Annotated in this window: 17 protein-coding genes and 1 tRNA gene; 11 read left to right on the top strand and 7 right to left on the bottom strand. The window is 73.3% G+C overall.

The genetic code is table 11. The annotated features are described in order from the left end of the window. Nucleotides 1-30: 30 nt before the first annotated feature. Nucleotides 31-381 carry a universal stress protein gene (locus tag MLUT_RS11980; RefSeq protein WP_010079712.1) on the top strand — a complete coding sequence of 117 codons (351 nt, stop codon included), beginning with the start codon at nucleotides 31-33 and terminating at the stop codon, nucleotides 379-381. Nucleotides 382-555: 174 nt separating this feature from the next. On the opposite strand, the gene MLUT_RS11975 is transcribed toward MLUT_RS11980, so the two are convergent. Then, a tRNA-Leu gene (locus tag MLUT_RS11975) sits at nucleotides 556-639 on the bottom strand. A gap of 250 nt (nucleotides 640-889) precedes the next feature. Here MLUT_RS11975 and MLUT_RS11970 point away from each other — a divergent pair. From MLUT_RS11970 to MLUT_RS11940, 7 genes are read left to right on the top strand one after another with little or no spacing between them, the layout of a single operon-like run. Beyond that, a complete protein-coding gene (locus MLUT_RS11970; protein ID WP_010079713.1) occupies nucleotides 890-1,801 on the top strand; it encodes an FHA domain-containing protein in 912 nt (303 codons plus the stop codon). Beyond that, nucleotides 1,798-2,358 carry an FHA domain-containing protein FhaB/FipA gene (locus tag MLUT_RS11965; protein WP_010079714.1) on the top strand — a complete coding sequence of 187 codons (561 nt, stop codon included), beginning with the start codon at nucleotides 1,798-1,800 and terminating at the stop codon, nucleotides 2,356-2,358. The genes MLUT_RS11970 and MLUT_RS11965 overlap by 4 nt, the downstream gene beginning before the upstream one ends. A 3-nt stretch (nucleotides 2,359-2,361) precedes the next feature. Then, entirely contained in the window at nucleotides 2,362-4,077 is a 1,716-nt protein-coding gene (locus MLUT_RS11960) for a PP2C family protein-serine/threonine phosphatase (RefSeq protein ID WP_012750687.1), read from the top strand. Beyond that, nucleotides 4,074-5,498, top strand: coding sequence for an FtsW/RodA/SpoVE family cell cycle protein (locus tag MLUT_RS11955; protein WP_012750686.1), 1,425 nt, complete (start codon nucleotides 4,074-4,076; stop codon nucleotides 5,496-5,498). Before MLUT_RS11960 ends, MLUT_RS11955 begins: the two co-directional genes overlap by 4 nt. Beyond that, nucleotides 5,495-6,940 carry a peptidoglycan D,D-transpeptidase FtsI family protein gene (locus tag MLUT_RS11950; RefSeq protein WP_010079719.1) on the top strand — a complete coding sequence of 482 codons (1,446 nt, stop codon included), beginning with the start codon at nucleotides 5,495-5,497 and terminating at the stop codon, nucleotides 6,938-6,940. Before MLUT_RS11955 ends, MLUT_RS11950 begins: the two co-directional genes overlap by 4 nt. Continuing rightward, the gene (locus tag MLUT_RS11945) at nucleotides 6,937-9,051 is read left to right on the top strand and encodes a protein kinase domain-containing protein (RefSeq protein WP_012750685.1); all 2,115 of its coding nucleotides are present in this window, start codon (nucleotides 6,937-6,939) and stop codon (nucleotides 9,049-9,051) included. Before MLUT_RS11950 ends, MLUT_RS11945 begins: the two co-directional genes overlap by 4 nt. 32 nt (nucleotides 9,052-9,083) lie before the next feature. Continuing rightward, a complete protein-coding gene (locus tag MLUT_RS11940; RefSeq protein ID WP_010079722.1) occupies nucleotides 9,084-11,360 on the top strand; it encodes a protein kinase domain-containing protein in 2,277 nt (758 codons plus the stop codon). A 45-nt stretch (nucleotides 11,361-11,405) separates the two neighbouring features. On the opposite strand, the gene MLUT_RS11935 is transcribed toward MLUT_RS11940, so the two are convergent. Continuing rightward, a complete protein-coding gene (locus MLUT_RS11935) occupies nucleotides 11,406-12,059 on the bottom strand; it encodes an anthranilate synthase component II (RefSeq protein WP_010079723.1) in 654 nt (217 codons plus the stop codon). Between the two features lie 156 nt (nucleotides 12,060-12,215). Here MLUT_RS11935 and MLUT_RS11930 point away from each other — a divergent pair, with 156 nt between their 5' ends. Continuing rightward, nucleotides 12,216-12,521, top strand: a complete 306-nt coding sequence (locus MLUT_RS11930) for a cell division protein CrgA (protein ID WP_010079724.1) — start codon at nucleotides 12,216-12,218, stop codon at nucleotides 12,519-12,521. A 167-nt stretch (nucleotides 12,522-12,688) separates the two neighbouring features. Here MLUT_RS11930 and MLUT_RS11925 read toward each other — a convergent pair whose 3' ends face one another. Beyond that, complete coding sequence (locus MLUT_RS11925) at nucleotides 12,689-13,630, bottom strand: rhomboid family intramembrane serine protease (protein ID WP_012750684.1); 942 nt, start codon at nucleotides 13,628-13,630, stop codon at nucleotides 12,689-12,691. 11 nt (nucleotides 13,631-13,641) lie between these two features. Next, nucleotides 13,642-14,172 carry a peptidylprolyl isomerase gene (locus tag MLUT_RS11920; protein WP_010079725.1) on the bottom strand — a complete coding sequence of 177 codons (531 nt, stop codon included), beginning with the start codon at nucleotides 14,170-14,172 and terminating at the stop codon, nucleotides 13,642-13,644. 185 nt (nucleotides 14,173-14,357) lie between these two features. On the opposite strand from MLUT_RS11920, the gene MLUT_RS11915 reads away from it, so the two are divergent. Together MLUT_RS11915 and MLUT_RS11910 are read left to right on the top strand one after the other, a co-directional pair. Further along, nucleotides 14,358-15,593 (top strand): hypothetical protein, encoded by a 1,236-nt coding sequence (locus MLUT_RS11915; protein WP_010079726.1) that lies wholly within the window; start codon nucleotides 14,358-14,360, stop codon nucleotides 15,591-15,593. Nucleotides 15,594-15,744: 151 nt separating this feature from the next. After that, nucleotides 15,745-16,392, top strand: coding sequence for an MBL fold metallo-hydrolase (locus MLUT_RS11910; protein WP_010079727.1), 648 nt, complete (start codon nucleotides 15,745-15,747; stop codon nucleotides 16,390-16,392). A 40-nt stretch (nucleotides 16,393-16,432) separates the two neighbouring features. On the opposite strand, the gene MLUT_RS11905 is transcribed toward MLUT_RS11910, so the two are convergent. From MLUT_RS11905 to MLUT_RS11895, 3 genes are all read right to left on the bottom strand, one after another. Beyond that, a complete protein-coding gene (locus MLUT_RS11905; protein WP_010079728.1) occupies nucleotides 16,433-16,660 on the bottom strand; it encodes an amphi-Trp domain-containing protein in 228 nt (75 codons plus the stop codon). A 77-nt stretch (nucleotides 16,661-16,737) separates the two neighbouring features. Continuing rightward, complete coding sequence (locus tag MLUT_RS11900; RefSeq protein ID WP_010079729.1) at nucleotides 16,738-17,526, bottom strand: queuosine precursor transporter; 789 nt, start codon at nucleotides 17,524-17,526, stop codon at nucleotides 16,738-16,740. Nucleotides 17,527-17,795: 269 nt separating this feature from the next. After that, nucleotides 17,796-18,323: a YflT domain-containing protein gene (locus MLUT_RS11895; RefSeq protein ID WP_010079730.1), complete on the bottom strand. Its 528-nt coding sequence runs from the start codon at nucleotides 18,321-18,323 to the stop codon at nucleotides 17,796-17,798. Nucleotides 18,324-18,877 lie beyond the last annotated feature (554 nt).

The following is an 18,877-nucleotide window of genomic DNA, read 5'->3' as shown; positions in this document are numbered from 1 at the left end:
GGGCCGCGCCCATGACGCACAGTGGTCCCCATGACGATCATCAGCACCGGAACCAGCACCCCCGAGAGCGCCGCGGCCTGGCGGGCCGCCCTGGCCGAGGCGGCCCTGCGCGGGGAGGACGTGGTCTGGTTCTCCCTCGACGGGACCGAGCCGGACGAGGCGGAGGCGCGCGAGGCCGGCGTCGCCGTGTCCGTGGCGCACGCCCAGGAGCGCGGCCGGGACGCCGTCGGCGACCTGCTCGAGCACGCCGAGCGTGTGGGCGCGAGCCGGATCGTGGTGGGCGTGAGGCACCGCTCCCCCGTGGGCAAGCTGCTGCTGGGATCGGCCGCGCAGCAGATCATCCTCGAGGCGCGCGTCCCGGTGGTGTGCGTCAAGCCGTGAGGGCCGGCGTCGGGCGGGCGGCCCCGCGCCCGGCCCACCCCGCGGCGTTTGGGGGCGGTTTCGGGCGGTATTCGGCGTGGATACCGCCCGAAACCGCCCCCAACGGGTGAGTGGGACCAGCCCGGGAACGCCGAAGGCCCCGGAACCACACGGTTCCGGGGCCTTCGTCCTCGGTGCGCGAGGGGGGACTTGAACCCCCACGTCCTTGCGAACACTGGCACCTGAAGCCAGCGCGTCTACCAATTCCGCCACTCGCGCGAGCGGCTTCCTGCTCTCGGCTCCGGGCATCCGGCGACCGTCACAGGCAGCGAGGAATACTCTAACCCCCGCCCGCCCGGGCGTGCAAATCGGCCCCGACGCCCGCCCCCGCGTCCCCGCCACGCCCGTGGCTCGCCCCCTCCCGCACCTCTCCCACCCGCGCTCCACCCCGCAGAATCCCGCTGTTCTCGGCGGTCTCCCAGCCCGGCCCGTAGTATCGGGACGGACAACTGTGGAAAGGGGCCCCGTCGTGGGACTTCTGGACAACCTCGAACGCGGCCTGGAGCGGGCCGTGCGCTCGGCCTTCTCGGCCGGCGGTCCGCGGGCGGTCAAGCCGGTGGAGATCGCCTCGGCCCTGCGACAGGCGATGGACGACGAGTCGTTCGCGCTGTCCGAGGGCCACACGGTCGCGCCCAACAACTACGTGGTCCACTTCTCCCCCGCCGACTTCGAGCGCGCCCGCTCGTGGGGGTCCACCCTCGCCAGCGAGCTGTGCGATGAGGTCATCCGCCACGCCGACTCCCAGGGCTATGCACTGCCCGGCACGGTCCGGGTCGCCTTCCACCCTGACGCGGACGTGCGCGCCGGGGACCTGCGCGTGGTCACCCGCCTGGACGACGGCTCGCGCCCCGCCCCGGCTTCCCACGACGACGGCCCCTCGCCCGCCACCGCCCACGGCCCGGGAGCCTCCGCCGCGGCGCCGGACCGACTGGTCGAGGACCTGCCGGCGGCCGCGCCCCGTGAGCCCTCCCCCGCCCCGCGCGTCGGACCCCGTCCGGCGCCCCGCCGGGCCGCCGCCCCGGCCGCGCCCGCCGCCCACGCCGACCAGCCGACCGTCGTGATCGGCCGCCCCGTGACCGAGCCCGCCGGCCCGGCCCTCGAGCTGGACGGCCGCATGCTCCCCCTGGACGGGGACGACCTCATCCTCGGCCGCTCGGCCGAGCGTGCCGACCTCGTGATCCCGGACTCCTCGGTGTCCCGCGAGCACCTGCGCCTGCTCACCGTCGGCTCCACGGTCACGCTCCTGGACCTGGGCAGCCGCAACGGCGTGCTCGTCAACGGCCGCCGCGTGGACGGCTCCGTCACCCTGCGCGACGGGGACGTGGTGACCGTCGGCCAGACCGAGCTGCTGTTCTTCGGCGGGACGGGGGGCCGCGCATGAGCGAGCTCGCCGTCGCCGTGCTCCGCATGGGCCTGCTGCTGGCCCTGTGGGTGCTGATCATCTCCATCGTCATGGCGCAGGGCCGCGACCTCGTGGTCGGCCGGCGGAACAAGACGCGCCTCCAGCAGGCCCAGCGCGACGCCGGCCTGGTCACCGCGGTGCCCGCGGCCGGGGCCGCCGGGGCGGGCTCGTCCGCGGTCGACCGCCCCGCGCCCGCGTCGACGCCGTCCCCCGCCGCGTCCGCGCCGACGACGCCGGCCCCGCGGCTGTCCCGGACTCTGCGGGTGGTCGAGGGCCCGAAGGCCGGGCAGACCATCGCCCTGGAGGGCCGTCCCCTGCTGATGGGCCGCGCCCAGGACGCCGACCTGGTGCTCGTGGACGACTACGCCTCCGGCCGCCACGCCCGGCTGTTCCCCCAGGGCACCCGCTGGTTCCTCGAGGACCTCGGCTCCACGAACGGCACCTACGTCAACGGCGCCCCCGTCACCCGCGCGGTGCCCGTGGGCCCCGGCACGGCCATCCGCATCGGCAAGACCGTCATGGAGCTCGAGGCCTGACCCATGACCCTCGTCCTCCGCTACGCCGCCCGCTCCGACGTCGGCCGCGTCCGTGCCAAGAACGACGACTCCGCCTACGTGGGCCGTCATCTGGTCGTGCTCGCGGACGGCATGGGCGGGCACGTGGGCGGCGACGTGGCAAGCGCGTCCACGGTGCTGGACCTGGCCCCGCTGGATGCGGTGGGCTACGAGGACCCGGCCACGGTGCTGCCGGACGAGATCCAGAACGCCAACCTGATCCTCAACGAGCTGGTGCACGCCAACCCCAAGCTCGCCGGCATGGGCACCACGTGCACCGCCGCCCTGCTCGCGGGGACCACGCTGCACATCGCGCACATCGGCGACTCCCGTGCCTACCGGCTCGCGAACGGCGAGTTCTCCCAGGTCACCACGGACCACACGTTCGTGCAGAAGCTCGTGGACGAGGGGCGTCTCGAGGCCGGGGAGGCCCCGTTCCATCCGAACAAGAACGTGCTCATGCGCGTGCTCGGCGACGTGGACGCCTCCCCCGAGCTGGACGTGTTCGAGGTGCCCGTCGCCCCCGGAGAGCGCTGGCTGTTCTGCTCGGACGGCCTCACGGACGTGGTCTCCCCCGAGAAGATCCACGAGGTGCTGCGGGACTCGGAGGCTCTCAACCAGGCCGTCGACACCCTCGTGGACCTGACCCTCAAGGGCGGCGCCCCGGACAACGTCACCGTGGTGGCGTTCGAGATCGCGGAGGGCACGGCGGAGGAGCTGGCCCCCGTCCCGGACGTCCACCTGTCCGAGCAGGCCCTCGCCGCGGCCCACCCGCCCGAGGTCGGCCCGGTCTCCGGCCTGCTGCTGCGCGAGGACCTGGACGCACGACCCCACCTGCTCGTCGGCGCGGCCTCCAACGCTGTGAGGACCGATCGCATCCCCGTGGTCACCCGCAGCTCCACGCGCCGCCGCGCCGCTGCCCTGCTCGGCGAGACGCCCGTGCCGGAGAACCGTCCCCGGCGCACCGCGGCCGTCCTCACGGACGGGCCGGATCCCGACGTCGCCGCGCGCCCGGACCCGTCCGCCCCGCCCGCCGCGCCGCGCGGCACCGCGGCCGCCGTCGGCTCCTCCTCCGCCGCCACACCGGCCGCCACCGCTGCCGACCAGCCGTCCGACGAGGCCGCCGAGGCGTCGGCCACGGCCCCCACCCCGGCCCCGGCGACCTCCGGGCCCGCCGGCGGCTCCGAGGCCAGGGCCGCGCGTCGGCGGCGTGGGAAGGACGACCGCCCGGTGCAGTACCGTCGCGGCTGGTTCATCCCCGTATTCACCACGCTGCTCGCCCTCACCCTCGCGGCCGTGGCCGTGTGGGGCTACCTGTGGACCCAGACGCAGTACTACGTGGGGGCCAACGACGGCCGGATCGCCGTGTTCAAGGGCGTCTCCCAGCGGCTGGGCCCGCTCGAGCTGTCCCACGTGGACCGCCAGACCGACCTCCCGGTGGACGCGCTGCCCGCGTACGCACGCGACCGCGTGAACGCCGGCATGGCCGCCCGGGACGTGGACCACGCGGAGCAGATCGTCGCCGAGCTGCGCGACTCGCTGCACCCGAACGCCCCCGCCCCCGCCGGTGAGCCCTCCGAGCGGGCCCGGCCGAGCGCGACGCCGTCGTCGTCCTCCGCCCGCCCCTCGGACGCGTCCGGCTCCGCCGCGCCGACGAGCCCGGCATCGTCCCCGAGCGCGACGGGAGGTGAGGCCCCGTGACCGAGGTGATCTCCCCCGCACGCCCGCGCCGGAACATCGAACTGGTCCTACTGCTGGCCGCCCTGGCCATCGCCCTGGGGGCGGACCTGCTGGGCATGATCGGCACGGACGCCCCGCTGGACTCCACCGCCTGGGTGCCGCTGGGCATCTTCGGCGCGGCCACCCTCGTGCTGCACGTGGTCCTGCGGCTGCGGGCCCCCTACGCGGACCCGTTCATGCTGCCGATCACCGCCCTGCTCAACGGGCTGGGCCTGGCCATGATCCACCGGCTGAGCCAGGACGCCGCGATGGCCAACCCCACCTCGCAGCTCGTGTGGTCCGTCCTGGCCGTCCTGGTGGCCTCCGCCCTGGTGTTCCTGGTGCGCGACCACCGGGTGCTGCGGCGCTGGCCGTACCTGTTCCTCGCCGCGTCCGGCGTGCTGCTGCTCCTGCCGCTCGTGCCCGGGCTGGGCCTGAGCATGTACGGGGCGCGGATCTGGATCGACGTCGGCTTCGGCACCTTCCAGCCCGGCGAGATCGCCAAGATCACGCTGGCCATCTTCTTCGCCGGCTACCTCTCCGCGAACCGCGACCTGATCCTGCTGGCCGGCCGCCGCGTGGGCCCGGTGACCTTCCCCCGAGCCCGGGACCTCGGCCCGTTGCTGGCCGGCTGGCTCCTGGCGCTCGGCGTGCTCGTGTTCCAGCGCGACCTGGGCTCGGCCCTGCTGTTCTTCGGCATGTTCATGGCGATGCTCTACATCGCCACGTCCCGCGCCTCCTGGATCCTCCTCGGCCTGGGCCTGATCGCCTTCGGCGCGGCGCTGGCGTTCCTGTTCATGCCGCACGTGACCGCCCGGTTCGAGATCTGGCTGAGGGCCTTCGACCCCGAGATCTACCATCGCGACTTCGGCGGCTCCTACCAGGTCGTCCAGGGCCTGTTCGCGATGGCCTCGGGCGGGCTGATGGGCACCGGCCTGGGCGCGGGCAACCCCACCCAGGTGCCGCTGTCCTTCTCGGACATGATCCTCACGGCCATCGGCGAGGAGCTCGGCTTCGTGGGCCTGGCCGCCGTGCTCGTCCTGTACTTCCTGCTCGTCACCCGCATGATGCGCGCCGCCCTCGGCGTGCGCGACGCGTTCGGCAAGGTGCTCGCCTCCGGCCTGGCCTTCACCATGGCGTGGCAGGTGTTCGTGGTGATGGGCGGTGTGACCCTCGTGCTGCCGCTCACCGGCCTCACGACGCCGTTCCTCGCCGCCGGCGGCTCGTCGCTGCTGGCCAACTGGATCATCGTGGGGCTCGTGCTGCGCATCTCGAACGCCGCCCGCCGTCCCGCGGTCGTGGACGGGATGGTCAACGCGTCCGGGCCCGGCGCCGGCCACCTCGACCCCGGCACGGCGCTCCCGGCGGCCGCTGTGCCCCCGGGAGGAGGTGAGGAGCGGTGAACGAGGCGATCCGACGCACGTGGACCGTCATGGCGGCCATGATCCTGGTGCTCGCGCTGGCTGCGTCCGTCATCCAGGTGCTGGCCGCGGACCAGCTCAAGACGCACGCCCTGAACTCGCGGCAGATGTTCCTGGAGTTCGGCGCCCCGCGCGGGCCGATCCTCGTGGACGGCGAGCCGATCGCCGAGTCCGTCCCCTCCGACGACGCGTACCACTACCAGCGCGTCTACCACGAGCCCGAGCTGTACGCCCCGCTCACGGGCTTCTATTCGCTCACCTACGGCACCGCCGGGCTGGAGGCGGCCATGAACGAGCAGCTCTCCGGCACCCCCACGTCCCAGTTCGTGGACCGCGCCATGGAGATCATCACGGGTGCCACGCCCGAGGGCGACCAGGTGGAGCTGACGATCGACCCCGAGCTGCAGCGTCTGGCGTACGACGCGCTCCCGGACGGCGTGCGCGCCTCCGCCGTGGTCACGGACCCGACGACGGGCGAGATCCTGGCCATGGTGTCGAAGCCGAGCTTCGACCCCAACGCGCTCTCCTCGCACAACCCGGCCGAGGCGCAGGCGGCGATGGCCGCGATCGATCAGATCCCCGGTGCCAGCGCGTACCGCAACCGCGCCTCGGAGCAGCTCGTGTCCCCCGGCTCCACGTTCAAGCTCATCGACGCGGTGGCCATGCTCGAGTCCGGTGACTACACCCCGGACGGGACGGTGGACATCCCCGCCGCGTGGACGCTGCCCGGCACGACCACGGAGCTGCCCAACTACGACGGCTCACCGTGCAACACCGTGGGGCGTCAGACCCTCACATGGGCGCTGGCACAGTCCTGCAACACCCCGTTCGCCATGGCCGCCGTCGAGCTGGGCCAGGACCGGATCCGGGAGGCCGCCGAGCGGTTCGGCTTCAACGACTCCTTCGAATACCCGCTGCCCGTGACCGCCTCCGTGTTCCCCTCCGACCTGGACGACGCCGCGCTGGCGCAGTCCTCGATCGGCCAGCGGGACGTGCAGGCCACCGCGCTGCAGATGGCCATGGTGGCCGCCGGCATCGCGAACGACGGCGTGGTCATGGAGCCGCAGCTGATCAAGGCGGTCCGCCGTTCGGACCTCACCACGGTGCAGGAGTTCAGCCCCCGTGAGCGCGGCCGGGCCACGACCCCCGAGGTGGCCGGGCAGGTCTCGGACATGATGGTCTCGGCGGTGGAGGACGGCATCCTGGGATCCGTGCAGTCGGACACGGTGCGGATCGCGGCGAAGTCGGGCACGGCCGAGGTCGGGGACACGGGCAACGTGCACTCCTGGATCACCGGCTTCGACGCGAGCGAGAACCCCCGGGCGGCCGTGACGATCGTGGTGGAGGACGAGCCGCCGGGGGTTGGACATCAGACAGTCGTCAGTGGCATGAAGGCAATCATGGAAGCGGTGGTCACGGAATGAGGCCGACATCGGGCATCACCCTCGGCGGCAGGTACCAGCTGACCGATCGCATCGCGATCGGCGGCATGGGCGAGGTGTGGAAGGCGCGGGACAAGGTCCTGGGCCGGATCACCGCCGTGAAGATCCTCAAGGAGGAGTACACAGGTGACCCCAACTTCCTGCGCCGCTTCCGGGCGGAGGCCCAGCACACCGCGCTGCTGAACCACCCCGGCGTCGCCAACGTCTACGACTACGGCGAGGAGAAGGGCTCCGCCTACCTCGTCATGGAGCTCGTGCCGGGCCAGCCGCTGTCCTCCATCCTCGAGAAGGAGAAGGTGCTCTCCCCCGAGCGGACCCTGCGGATCATCGCGCAGACGGCGGCCGCGCTCTCGGCTGCCCACGCCCAGGGGCTCGTGCACCGCGACGTCAAGCCCGGCAACCTCATGATCACGCCCACCGGCCGGGTGAAGGTGACGGACTTCGGCATCGCGCGCCTGGCGGACCAGGTCCCGCTCACGGCCACCGGCCAGGTGATGGGCACCGCCCAGTACCTCGCGCCCGAGCAGGCCACGGGGCAGCAGGCCACCGGCTCCTCCGACCTCTACTCGCTGGGCATCATCGGCTACGAGGCCCTCGCCGGGCATCGCCCGTTCACGGGCGAGTCCCAGATCGCGATCGCGCTCGCCCAGGTCAACGACACCCCGCCGCCCCTGCCGGACACCGTCCCGGCCCCGGTGCGCGCCCTGATCATGTGCATGCTCTCGAAGGACCCCAAGGAGCGGCCGTCGGACGCGACCGCGCTCTCGGACGCCGCCGACGCGCTGCGCCGCAAGGACACCCGCGGCGCTGTGGAGGCCGTGCCCGGCCTGGCCGTCTTCCTCGAGGAGCAGGGCGTGGCCGACCCCTCGGGCGCCGAGACCGCTCCCCTGGACTACGACGGCATGCGCACCACCCATCCCCGCGCCGAGGGCACCCGGGCGGACGGCTTCCCCGCCACCGCGGCGCTGCCGGTGACCGCGGCCCAGCCCCGCACCGACGACGACGCCCGCGGCCCCGGCGCCGCCGGTGCGGCGGCCGTGGGCGCAGCCGGTGCGGCCGGCGCCGCCGCGAGCGCGCGCACGCGCGACCACGAGATCGCCGCCGTGCGCGACCAGCAGACCCGCCCGGGGGACGTCGTGGACCCGGGCCCGCCCGCCGGGGGCGGCTCCGCGCCCGCCCGCCGGCGACGCGCCAACCCCTGGCCGCTGTGGGCGCTGCTCGGGCTCGTGGTGTTCGCCCTGCTGGGGGCGCTGCTGTGGCCGCTGCTCACGGGTGGCCGCGGCGACGGCGGCTCGGCGCCGGCGACCTCGCAGGAGGAGTCGTCCGTGCACGTGGACCCGGAGGCGTACAAGGGTCGCCCCGTGAGCGAGGTGCGCACCGAGCTCGAGGGACTCGGCCTGGCGGTGCGTGAGGAGGACCGCGACGCGCAGAGCCCGCAGGGCACCGTCGAGGAGATCAACCCCGTGGGGGCGCTGCAGCGCGGTGAGACCGTCACGCTGGCCGTCTCCACCGGGGAGGGCGTCATCCCGGAGGGTCTCGTGGGCCAGCCCGTGGACAGCGCGATCCAGACGCTGCGCGACCGCGGCTTCACCGTGGACCGGGTGGACGACCCGTCCGCCGACGGCGCCGACGGCGAGGTGGTGCGCGTGGTGCCCGGCGAGGGCGAGCGTCACCGCTATGACACGCACGTGCAGCTGATCGTGGCCACCGGCGGGTCCGACGCCGCGCCGACCCGCGAGGCCTCCCAGCCCGCCTCGGAGCCGGAGCCCAGCGCGTCGGAGGAGCCGAGCAGCGAGCCGAGCCCGTCGGCCTCGGACGAGCCCAGCCCGTCCCCCACCGCCGAATCCCCGACGGCCACCGCCGACCCGGAGCCCATGCCGGAGCCGACCGAGGAGCCGACGACGCCCACGGGGGATCCGACGACGGAGTCCTCCGGGGAGTCCACGGCGCCGACGGGCCAGCCCACCACCGACCCGTCCGCCGACGCGCGCGGCGCGGATGCCTCCTCCGCCGACGCGCGTGGCGCGGATGCCTCCTCCGCCGACGCGCGTGGCGCGGAGGCCTCCTCCGCCGACGCCACGCCCTCCGCCTGAGCGGCGGGCGGGACGACCACGCGGACGTGTCTGTGGACGAGCAGAGGACCCTGAACGAGCGGTACCGGATCGGTGAGCTGATCGGGCGCGGCGGCATGGCGGACGTCTTCCGCGGGGAGGACCTGCGGCTGCACCGCCCGGTGGCGGTCAAGCTGATGCGCCGGGACCTGGCGCGCGATCCGCACTTCCAGGCGCGCTTCCGCAAGGAGGCGCGCTCGGCGGCCTCCCTGAACCACCCCTCGATCGTCTCCGTGTACGACACGGGCGAGGTCTCCCTCGAGGACGGCCTCCATCCGGTGGACTGCCCGTTCCTGGTGATGGAGCTCGTCTCCGGCCGGACGCTGCGGGAGATCCTGCACGCCGAGGGCGCCGTGGGCCCGGACCGCGCCGTGGCCTGGACCCGGGGCGTGCTGGAAGCGCTCGAGCACGCGCACGAGGAGGGCATCGTCCACCGCGACGTGAAGCCCGCGAACGTCATGGTCACGGACACGGGCACCGTGAAGGTGATGGACTTCGGGATCGCCCACGCGCTGGCAGACACCTCCGCCACCACGTCGCAGACCCAGGCCGTGGTGGGCACCGCCCTCTATCTGGCCCCGGAGCAGGCGACGGGCCGCACCGTGGACAGCCGCGCCGACCTCTACGCGGCCGGCTGCCTGCTGTTCGAGCTGCTCACGGGCCGGCCCCCCTTCACGGGCGACACGCCGCTGGCCGTGGCCTACCAGCACGTGCGCGAGGAGCCGCCGGCGCCCTCCGACGTCGACCCCGACCTGCCGCCCGCGTTCGACCCCGTGGTGCTGCGCGCCCTGCGCAAGGATCCGGAGGACCGGTTCCCCACGGGCACCGCGTTCCTCGCGGCCCTCGAGGAGGCCGCGGCGGATCCGCACGCCGGCCCCGGCCGTCACACCTCGCCGCTCGATGCCTTCCCTCCCGCCCTCGTCGGCGCGGGCGGCGCGGTGCTGGGCGCCGCGGCCGCGGAGCACGGGGCCGACGTGCCGATGGCCGCGGTCCCGCTGACCCGGCCGACGCCCTCCGTCCCGGCCGAGCCGGACGCCGCACAGCCCCAGGCGGCGAACCATGCCGTGGCGGGTGCGGGACTGCCCGGCGCCGCCTCCGCCGCGCAGCTTGCCGCCGCCGCCGCCATGGACGGCCCCCGCCCGGTGACGGTCGGCCAGCCGGTGATGCCCGGTGCGGCCGCGACGCCCCGGCCCGAACCGCAAGGGGACACGCCGGCGCCAGCGACGGCCACGCACCGTCGCGTCCGCCGGCGCCTCCGCCGGCGCACGCTCCTGGCGGCCGGCGCGGTCCTGGTCGCGCTGGCCCTGGTCCTGACGCCGTGGCTCGCGGCAGCCCTGCGCACCACCGTGGAGGTGCCCGCGGTGGTGGGGCTGCAGCAGGACGAGGCGGTCGCGGCGCTCGAGGACGCAGGTCTGGTGGCCATCGTCTCGTCCGCGTACATGGCCGACGCCCCGGACGGGACCGTCACCCAGAGCGACCCGCCGACGGGCACGGAGGTGCCCCGCGGGGCCAAGGTGCGGATACGAGTGTCCCGCGGCAAGGAGGGCATCGCGCTGTCCGACTCCCTGCAGGGGCTGTCCGAGGACGCGGCCCGCCGCGAGTTGGAACGCCTGGGCCTGCGCGTCTCCTCCGTGCAGTACCAGGACGACGGCCGACTCGAGCGCGGGCTGCTCGCCCGCACCGACCCCGCGATGGGCACGCACGTGCCGCCCGGCTCCTCCGTGGTGCTGCACCTGTCCAGCGGCATGGTCGCCGTGCCGGACGTGGTGGGGATGAGCGCTCCGGACGCTCGGCGTCAGCTGGCGCTGAGCGCCCCCGAGCTGCGCGTGCGGATCCAGGACGAGGACGGCGCGACCACCGACACGGGCACGGTCGTGGCCCAGGATCCGCCCGCCGGCGTCCGCGTGGACAACCGTTCCTCCCTGACCCTGACCGCTTCCTCGTGGATCGCGCCCACGGCCGAGCCCTCCGAGCCGGCCCCGCCATCCAGCGAGGCGCCCGAGCCCACGCCGTCGGCGTCCGCATCACCGAGCCCCCCGCCGACGGAGAGCCCCGAGCCCTCCGAGAGCGCGGAGCCGTCACCCTCGCCGTCCGCCTCGGCCACGCCCAGCCCCGAGCCGACGACGACCGAGACGCCGTCGCCGACGCAGAGCCCGTCACCGACGTCGGCGGCCCCGTCGGAGCCGACCGGGCAGCCGCCGAGCACGTCGCCCACCGCGACGCCGGTGGACCCGCTGCCGACGCTGACGCCGGACCCCGAGCCCTCGATCGACCCGCCGCCGTCCACCTGAGCGGCCGGGGCGCCGTCCGACCCGCGAACCGGGCCCCGGGACCGGTCAGTCCTGGCGGACGAGGGGCGAGAGCCGGCCACCGCGCTCGGCGGCCCCGGAGAGCCCCACGGACTCGAGCCAGTTGCCGAGCATCCGGTAGCCGCCCTCGGTGAGCACGGACTCGGGGTGGAACTGCACGCCCCACAGGGGCGCGGTGCGGTGGGCCAGTCCCATCACGACGCCGTCCTCGGTCTCGGCGGTGATCTCCAGGACCGCCTCGTCCACGGTGGCCCGCACGGCGGCCAGCGAGTGGTAGCGGGTGGCGGTGAACGGCGAGAGGACGCCCTCGAACATGGGGTGCTCGCCGTGGCGGACCAGGGACGTCTTGCCGTGCATGAGGGACTCCGCGTGCGTCACGGTGGCGCCGAACGCCTCCGCGATGGCCTGGTGCCCCAGGCACACCCCGAAGAGCGGGCGGCCGCCGTCGGCGGCGGAGCGGATGAGGTCGAGGGAGACACCGGCGTCGGCGGGCGCGCCCGGCCCGGGTGAGATGAGCACCGCCGTGTGCTCGGCCGCGAGCTCGAGGGCGCGGGCGGGGGTGACCTCGTCGTTGCGGATCACGGTGGTGCGGGCCCCGAGCTGCTCGAGGTAGCCCACCAGGGTGTAGACGAAGCTGTCGTAGTTGTCGACGACGAGGACGGAGACCTCGGGGCTCTGCACGGGGGCGCTCTTTCCTCCCCGCCGCGTGGGAGCGGGGTGCATAGACTGGCCGGGCATGTCGCTGACCCCGGTCCTGGGCAGGTCAGCAGGATACCGTCCCCGCCCCGGTCCCCGCCGGTGGGGGCGCCCACCACCCCCCACCCGAGGAGAAGACCCGTGGCAGCACCCGCCGGCAAGCGCAAGGACTCGGCCCGTCGGAAGCGCGAGGAGCTCGAGGCCGCGCGCCGCAGCCGCTCCGCCGTGCGGACGGAGCTCGGGGACGTGGACCCGGGTCCGAAACCCCTCTCCCCCGTGTACAAGGCCGTGATGTTCGGCCTGCTGATCCTCGGCCTTGTCTGGATCATCGTCTACTACCTGACCCAGGGCCTCCTCCCGATCGTGCAGATCGGCGGCTGGAACATCCTCGTGGGCTTCGGCATCGCGCTCGTCGGGTTCCTGATGATGTCCCGCTGGAGCGAATGACACGCGTGTAGTTCTCCACAGCGGTGGACAACCCTGTGGATGAGGGATCCGCACGATCCGGCCCGGAGACGAGTTGTCCCCGGAGTTGTCCACAGGTGTGGACACCCCTGTGGGAAGAAGTGCACACCCGGCTGTGGAGAACTCCGGGGACGGTCGGGGACGACGGTCTAGCCCAGCAGGCCGGCCACCGTGACCCGTGCGGCGCCGAGCACCGTGAGTGCCGCCAGCGCCGCCGCCACGACCACGAGGCCGGCCGCCTGGGCGCCCACGGACGGCACACGCGCCCGCCCGGGGCGCAGCCCGCCGGCCAGGGAGAACACGACGGCGACGACGGCGCCCGTCAGCAGCCCGCCCACGTGCACCTGCCAGGCCACCCCGGGCAGCAGGAACGAGAACACGAGGTTCAGGCCGATCAGCACGGCGATCGAGCGCACCTGCCCGCCCCGCACCCGGGTGAGCAGGAACAGGGCCGCGAACATGCCGTACACGGCGCCGGACGCCCCGACGACGGGCTGCAGCGGGTCCGAGACCCACAGCGCGAACACCGCACCGCCCACGGCGGAGAGCACGTAGAGGGCGAGGAACCGCCACCAGCCCAGCGCGGGCTCGAGCACGCGCCCGATCACCCACAGCGCGAGCATGTTCAGCAGCAGGTGCGTGGGACCGGAGACGTCGTGCACGAGCGCGTAGGAGGCCATCCGCCACGGCTCCATGCCGTACGGGGACGTGTAGAGCCCGGCGTACCAGAGCGCCTCGGTCACGCCGGACGCCTGGTCCCGGGTCATCCACTGCGCCGCGTAGACCACCGCCGTGACCGCCAGCAGGATCCAGGTGACGGGCGAGGCGGCGAAGCCCGTCCGCCGTCGGACCGGGACCGACGCGGCGGCGCCGGCGGGGGCCACCGTCGGAGCAGGGCCGGCCACGACGCCGGACGCACAGTCCACGCAGACCGGTCCGGCCGCGGAGCCGGGACGCTGGCAGTCGAGGCACGCGGGGCGCCGGCAGACGGCGCAGCGCACATACGCGGCACGGCCCGGATGCCGCGGGCACACCGGGGGTGTGCCGTCCGCGGAGTCCGGGCCGTGCGGGTCAGAGGGGGTGGTGCTCACCGAGGGGCTGCTCAGGCCTCGTCGATGTCGATGGACTCGATGACGACGTCCTCGAGCGGGCGGTCACGGGGATCGGTGGCGACGGCGTTGAGCTCGTCCACGACCTTCTGGGAGGCCTCGTCCTTCACCTCGCCGAAGATGGTGTGCTTGCCGTTGAGCCAGCCGGTGGGCACGGAGGTGATGAAGAACTGCGAGCCGTTGGTGCCGGGGCCGGCGTTGGCCATGGCCAGCAGGTAGGGACGGTCGAACTGCAGCTCGGGGTGGATCTCGTCGCCGAACTGGTAGCCGGGGCCGCCGATGCCCATGCCGAGCGGGTCGCCGCCCTGGATCATGAAGTCCTTGATGATGCGGTGGAACACGGTGCCGGAGTACAGCGGGGCGCCGTTGTTCTTCTCACCGGTCTGCGGGTGGGTCCACTCCTGCTCGCCGGTGGCGAGACCCACGAAGTTCTTCACGGTCTTCGGGGCGTGGTTGCCGAACAGCTCGACGACGATGTCGCCGTGGTTCGTGTGGATGGTCGCGGTGTGCGTCTTGTTCGCCATGCGCCCCATTGTTCCATCCGCGGCGGCGGGCCGTCCGGATCCCGCCGTCCGGGGGCGGGTCTTCCGCGATCGGCGTACGCACTCCCGGCGTGCCGGGACCCGTGCCACGGCGGGGGTCGGCCACTAGGCTGGGCCTCGAGGACCACCGCGTTCAACGACCATCCAGAACTCACGGGAGGCATCACATGGCTCGCAAGACCCTGCACGACGAGATCCAGCACGACGGCGGCGCGAACGCGTTCGTCGCACGCCAGGCGGAGAACCTGCGCCACTGGGCCGCCCCGAAGGTGGAGTCCACCCGCGCCTGGAGCGAGGTGGCCGCGGCCTACGGGCTGATCGGCGGCTCCGCCGCGGCCGAGGAGGGCCGCCGCAAAGCCCAGGACGCCAAGAAGGAGTACGGCCCCGTGGTCGAGCGCGGGGCGCGGAAGGCCGGCGAGGCCGTCGCGCACCAGTACGGGCTGCTGGCCCCCGCCGTCGCCAAGGGCGTGGACACCGTCCAGGACTTCCTCGAGCACCTGCAGGCCCAGGCGCAGGACGCCGGCCACGAGGTGCAGCAGCAGTTCGCCGCGGCGCGCAAGGACGCTGAGAAGGCCGCGAAGAAGGGCCGCCGTCGTGGGGGCCGCAAGGCCAAGCAGCTGCGCCGGGACGGCCGCCAGGCCGCCAAGGGCCTGCGCAAGGACGCGAAGAAGGCCGCCAAGGGCGCCCGTAAGGACGCGCAGCGGTCCGCCGCCCTGTTCAGCGACCGTGCCGGTCAGGCCAAGGACGCCGCCGCGGCGGGCGGCCTGACCCTCGCCGGTCTCCTCGCCACGGGTCTGTCCGCGCTGCAGGAGCAGGGCGGGCAGGTAGCCCCGCAGGTGCAGGCCCGCCTGGCCGACGCCGGCGACTACGCCCAGCGCCGCAAGGAGGAGGTCCTCCCCGTGGCCGCCGCCCGCCTGGCCGACGGCGCCGCGCACGCCCGCAAGACCGCCCACGACGTCGAGGTCCCGGACGCCCTGGAGCAGGCCCTGATCAAGCTCACCGGGGACAAGGCGATCGTGAAGCGCCTGCGCAAGGGTGCCGAGCAGTACGCCGGCGCGGCCGAGAAGGACCTGAACCGTGCCGCCGGTCGCCGGGCCTCCCGCTCGGGCGGCCGCGCCTGGATCGTCGCGGGCATGGCGGCCGCCGCCGCCGGCGCCGGCTTCGCCCTGTGGCGCCTGACCAAGCCGGTGCAGGATCCGTGGACCGCCCCGGTCCCGGGCCCGATCACCGCGAACATCCCGGTGGTGGAGGCCAACAACCCCTATGCCCAGCAGCAGAAGGTCGTGGCCGAGGCCGGCTCGGCCGCGGCGGGCCAGGGCGTGCGGGTGGACACCGCCACGCCGGACCCGGTGGCCGCCGCCAACGCGAAGGTGCTGGGCGTCCAGCCCGGGCAGCAGCGCTGACCCGCTCCCCCGCGCTCTGAGCGCGCAGCGGACGGCGACCGGCCCGCGCATCCTCGGCAGGACCGAGGGGCGCGGGCCTTGTCCGCCGCCGGGAGCGCGCGGGAGGCTGGGACCGCCCGGGATCCCGACGCCGGGCGGAGGAGTGATCCGCATGAGCACGACCCTGACCCTCTTCGGCCACTCGGCCGTCCGCCTCGAGAAGGCCGGTCGGCGCCTCGCGTTCGACCCCGGCGCGTTCAGCGACGCGGCGGTCCTGGACGGCGCGGACGCCGTCCTCGTGACGCACGGCCACCCGGACCACGTGGTCCCCGAGCAGCTGGCCCGGGCGCTGGCCGGCACGGAGGCGCACGTGTGGGCGCCACGGGACCTCACGGGGCCGCTGGCGGAGGCGGGGCTCGACGCCGGGCGCGTGCACACGGCCGTCCCCGGGGAGACGTTCGAGGCCGCCGGTTTCCGGGTGGAGGTGCTCGGCGGGGAGCACGCGATGATCCACGCCGAGGTGCCGCGCCCGGTGAACGTGTCCTACCTCGTGGACGGGGCCGTGCTGCACCCCGGCGACTCGTTCACGGTGCCGGACGCCGACGTCGAGGTGCTCCTGCTGCCCGCCGCCGCGCCGTGGCTGCGCATCGCGGACGTGGTGGACCAGATGCGGGCCATCGCGGCGACGCACACCCGCCCCATCCACGACGGCATCCTCAGCGAGGACGGCAAGGGCGTGGTGGACGGGGTGCTCTCGGGGCTCGCCGAGGGCGTGACCGACTACCGGCGTCTGGCCCCCGGGGAAGCCTGGACGTTCTGAGGCGCGGGGAGGCGGCCCCGGGCGGCCGACCCGGGGCCGGTCACCAGCTGAGGGTGATCTCCAGCTCGGCGTCGCCGTCGTCCTCGACTTCGAGCTCCACCTCGAGGCCCACGCGGTCCGGGACGGTGACGACGACGTCGCGGCCGCCGTGCTCGATCCGCACCTCGTTCTGCCGGGAGAGCTGGTCGGCGAGGTCGCGCAGGCGTGCGGCGGCCTGCTCGCGGCTGAGGGTCTGTTGCTGCTCGTGCTCGAAGAGGTCCTTGCCCATGGCACCGACGGTAGTCGCTGGGCGGGGTGCGCGCGACGGACGGGCCCCGGCGCGGCCGACGCCGGGGCCCGCGCGGGTCAGCGGGACGCGGCCGGGGTGAGGGCGGGATCGTCGTCGCGGTGGATCTCGAAACCAGGGGCCCGGTAGGTGGGCTCCCGGCGCTTGAGGGCGCGGATGACGAGCAGGGTCACCGGCACGAGGAGGATCTCCACGAGCGTCTTGTACGCGAAGCCGGTCACCGTGTAGTTCGCCAGTTCCAGCAGCGAGATGGTGCCGGCGTAGGCGATGGTGCAGAAGATCAGGGTGTCGAAGAACTGGCCGACCACGGTGGAGAGGATGAGCCGGAAGGCCACGTGCCGTTCCTTCATGCGCTCCTTGAGGCGGACCACGATGGACGCGTTGAGCAGGGAGCCCACGAGGAACGCGACGACGCCGGCCACGGTGATCCGCGGCATCGGGGCGAGGGCCCGGTCCCAGACCTCGAAGCCCTCGACGGGCGTGGTCCAGGAGACCACCGTGTAGGTGAGGGCGGCGAGCACGAGCATCGCGAAGCCGAGGACGATGGCGCGGCGGGCCCGGCGCCAGCCGTACACCTCGGCGAGGATGTCGCCGACGATGTACGCGAACGGGAACAGGAAGGCGCCGCCGTCGAAGATGAGGGGGCCGCCGTCGTAGAAGAGGTCCGAGATGACCGGGACGGTGGGGCCGTAGAAGAGCTTGGCCGCGGTGACGCCGGAGAGGATGAGGAGGGCGATGAAGACGCCCACGAAGATGTCGTAGTAGCTCGCGGGCACCCGGGCGTAGGCCGGAGTGCCCTGCCCAGAGGCGGGTCGGTCGGGGGACGGGGCGTGGATGGTGGTGTTCACCGGACCATCCAACACCACGCACGACGGCGACGGGCGCGGTGGGCGCGGACGGACCCACCTTGGGCATACGAAAGGGCCCGGGAGTCTCACGACTCCCGGGCCCTTCTTCGGTGGACTTTCGTGGGGAGTTCGAGAACCCCTGCCCGCACCTGAGAACTCTGTCTTTGCGCAGGTCACGCGGCTTCTACAACCACGACCAGCGCTGCTCCGAGGCTACCGTGACTGAAGCGCCCTGAGTCTCCACCAGACTCAGGGCGCTTCACGCCTTTTCAGTCTCCGGGGTGGGCGGTCTGGTCCGCGAGGAGACGAGCGGCCTCCGCAGCGTATGGTGCTTCCACTTGGACCTCGTAGTGGCCCGCCTCAAGGGTCTGCAGTGAGTCGAAGTCCCGTCGGCCGCCCGTAGCCAGGTGTCCAAGGAAGGAAAGCAAAGCGCCCCAAACTGCGCCAGAGACGACCGAGATGATCATGATGGCCAGCCAACCGAATCCGGGGGCGAACAGCCCGAACAGCAGGCCTAGCAGAACACCGAACCACGCTCCAGTGGCTGCGCCCCGTAGCGCAGCCTTTCCTCCTGTCAAGCGACCGAGTACGTGCTCGACAACACGAACGTCGAGCCCCACGATCGCCACTCGTTCCACGGGGAAGCCGGCGTCGGAAAGACGGTCAACCGCTGCCTGCGCGCTGGCGTAGTCAGAGAACCGCGCGATCGTCTGTTTCCAGCGGGGGTCATTGGTGAACGAGAGCTCACTAGCGTCCTGTTCCGGAGGGTTGTTGCGAGGGGCCTCGGGGCTGGTCATGGGAGTACTCCTTTAGTGAAAAGTGGATGAACCACTGTGCTAAGACCAGAAGGCTGGGCCCACGCCCGTCTTCCGGTCTTGCAAGGACGGATGGTGCGCCGTTCGGCATCAGGGAAAGGTCGCCCTTGTTTGCGTTCGGCGCGTGCCGCGAACGAGAAGCATCGAGTTGGTTTGTTCCGTGCCCTACATCCGCGGCAGGTTCTCTGTCGGTGTGGGTCCTCTCGTCTGGCTAACTTTGGCTTATCGATGGGTCTCCGGCCGGGCGTTACTCCTGAGTCGAGTGCTGACTCAGGACATGAATCTTGCGGGGTTTCACCTTTTCGCTTTCGACCCCGGGCAGGTCGGCGGTGAGAATGTCACGGTCAGCTTCCCGGTACAAGTCGACCGGCATCAGCCGCGGTCCTGGACGAGCGTGCAGAAGGCTCGATGCGAGGCGGTCAAGTTCGCCGAAAGATCGGAGGACGTGGTCATAGCGAATCGATTCCTTCCCGATATGGTGGCGTCGGATGTCTCCGACTGTACCCATGTTAGTTTGATTCACCCATGGGTGCTAC

This window comes from Micrococcus luteus NCTC 2665, assembly GCF_000023205.1.
In the GTDB taxonomy this organism is placed as follows: domain Bacteria; phylum Actinomycetota; class Actinomycetes; order Actinomycetales; family Micrococcaceae; genus Micrococcus; species Micrococcus luteus.
Note: the sequence above shows the minus strand (reverse complement) of the source record. Positions and strands in the feature narration are given on the sequence as shown.

Excerpts from the sequence above, each read along its gene's own strand:
- MLUT_RS11895 (WP_010079730.1), bottom strand. The coding sequence starts at position 18,323 with ATGACCAGCCCCGAGGCCCCTCGCAACAACCCTCCGGAACAGGACGCT.
- MLUT_RS11920 (WP_010079725.1), bottom strand. The coding sequence starts at position 14,172 with ATGGCGAACAAGACGCACACCGCGACCATCCACACGAACCACGGCGAC.
- MLUT_RS11965 (WP_010079714.1), top strand. The coding sequence starts at position 1,798 with ATGAGCGAGCTCGCCGTCGCCGTGCTCCGCATGGGCCTGCTGCTGGCC.
- MLUT_RS11945 (WP_012750685.1), top strand. The coding sequence starts at position 6,937 with ATGAGGCCGACATCGGGCATCACCCTCGGCGGCAGGTACCAGCTGACC.
- MLUT_RS11905 (WP_010079728.1), bottom strand. The coding sequence starts at position 16,660 with ATGGGCAAGGACCTCTTCGAGCACGAGCAGCAACAGACCCTCAGCCGC.
- MLUT_RS11915 (WP_010079726.1), top strand. The coding sequence starts at position 14,358 with ATGGCTCGCAAGACCCTGCACGACGAGATCCAGCACGACGGCGGCGCG.
- MLUT_RS11980 (WP_010079712.1), top strand. The coding sequence starts at position 31 with ATGACGATCATCAGCACCGGAACCAGCACCCCCGAGAGCGCCGCGGCC.
- MLUT_RS11910 (WP_010079727.1), top strand. The coding sequence starts at position 15,745 with ATGAGCACGACCCTGACCCTCTTCGGCCACTCGGCCGTCCGCCTCGAG.
- MLUT_RS11960 (WP_012750687.1), top strand. The coding sequence starts at position 2,362 with ATGACCCTCGTCCTCCGCTACGCCGCCCGCTCCGACGTCGGCCGCGTC.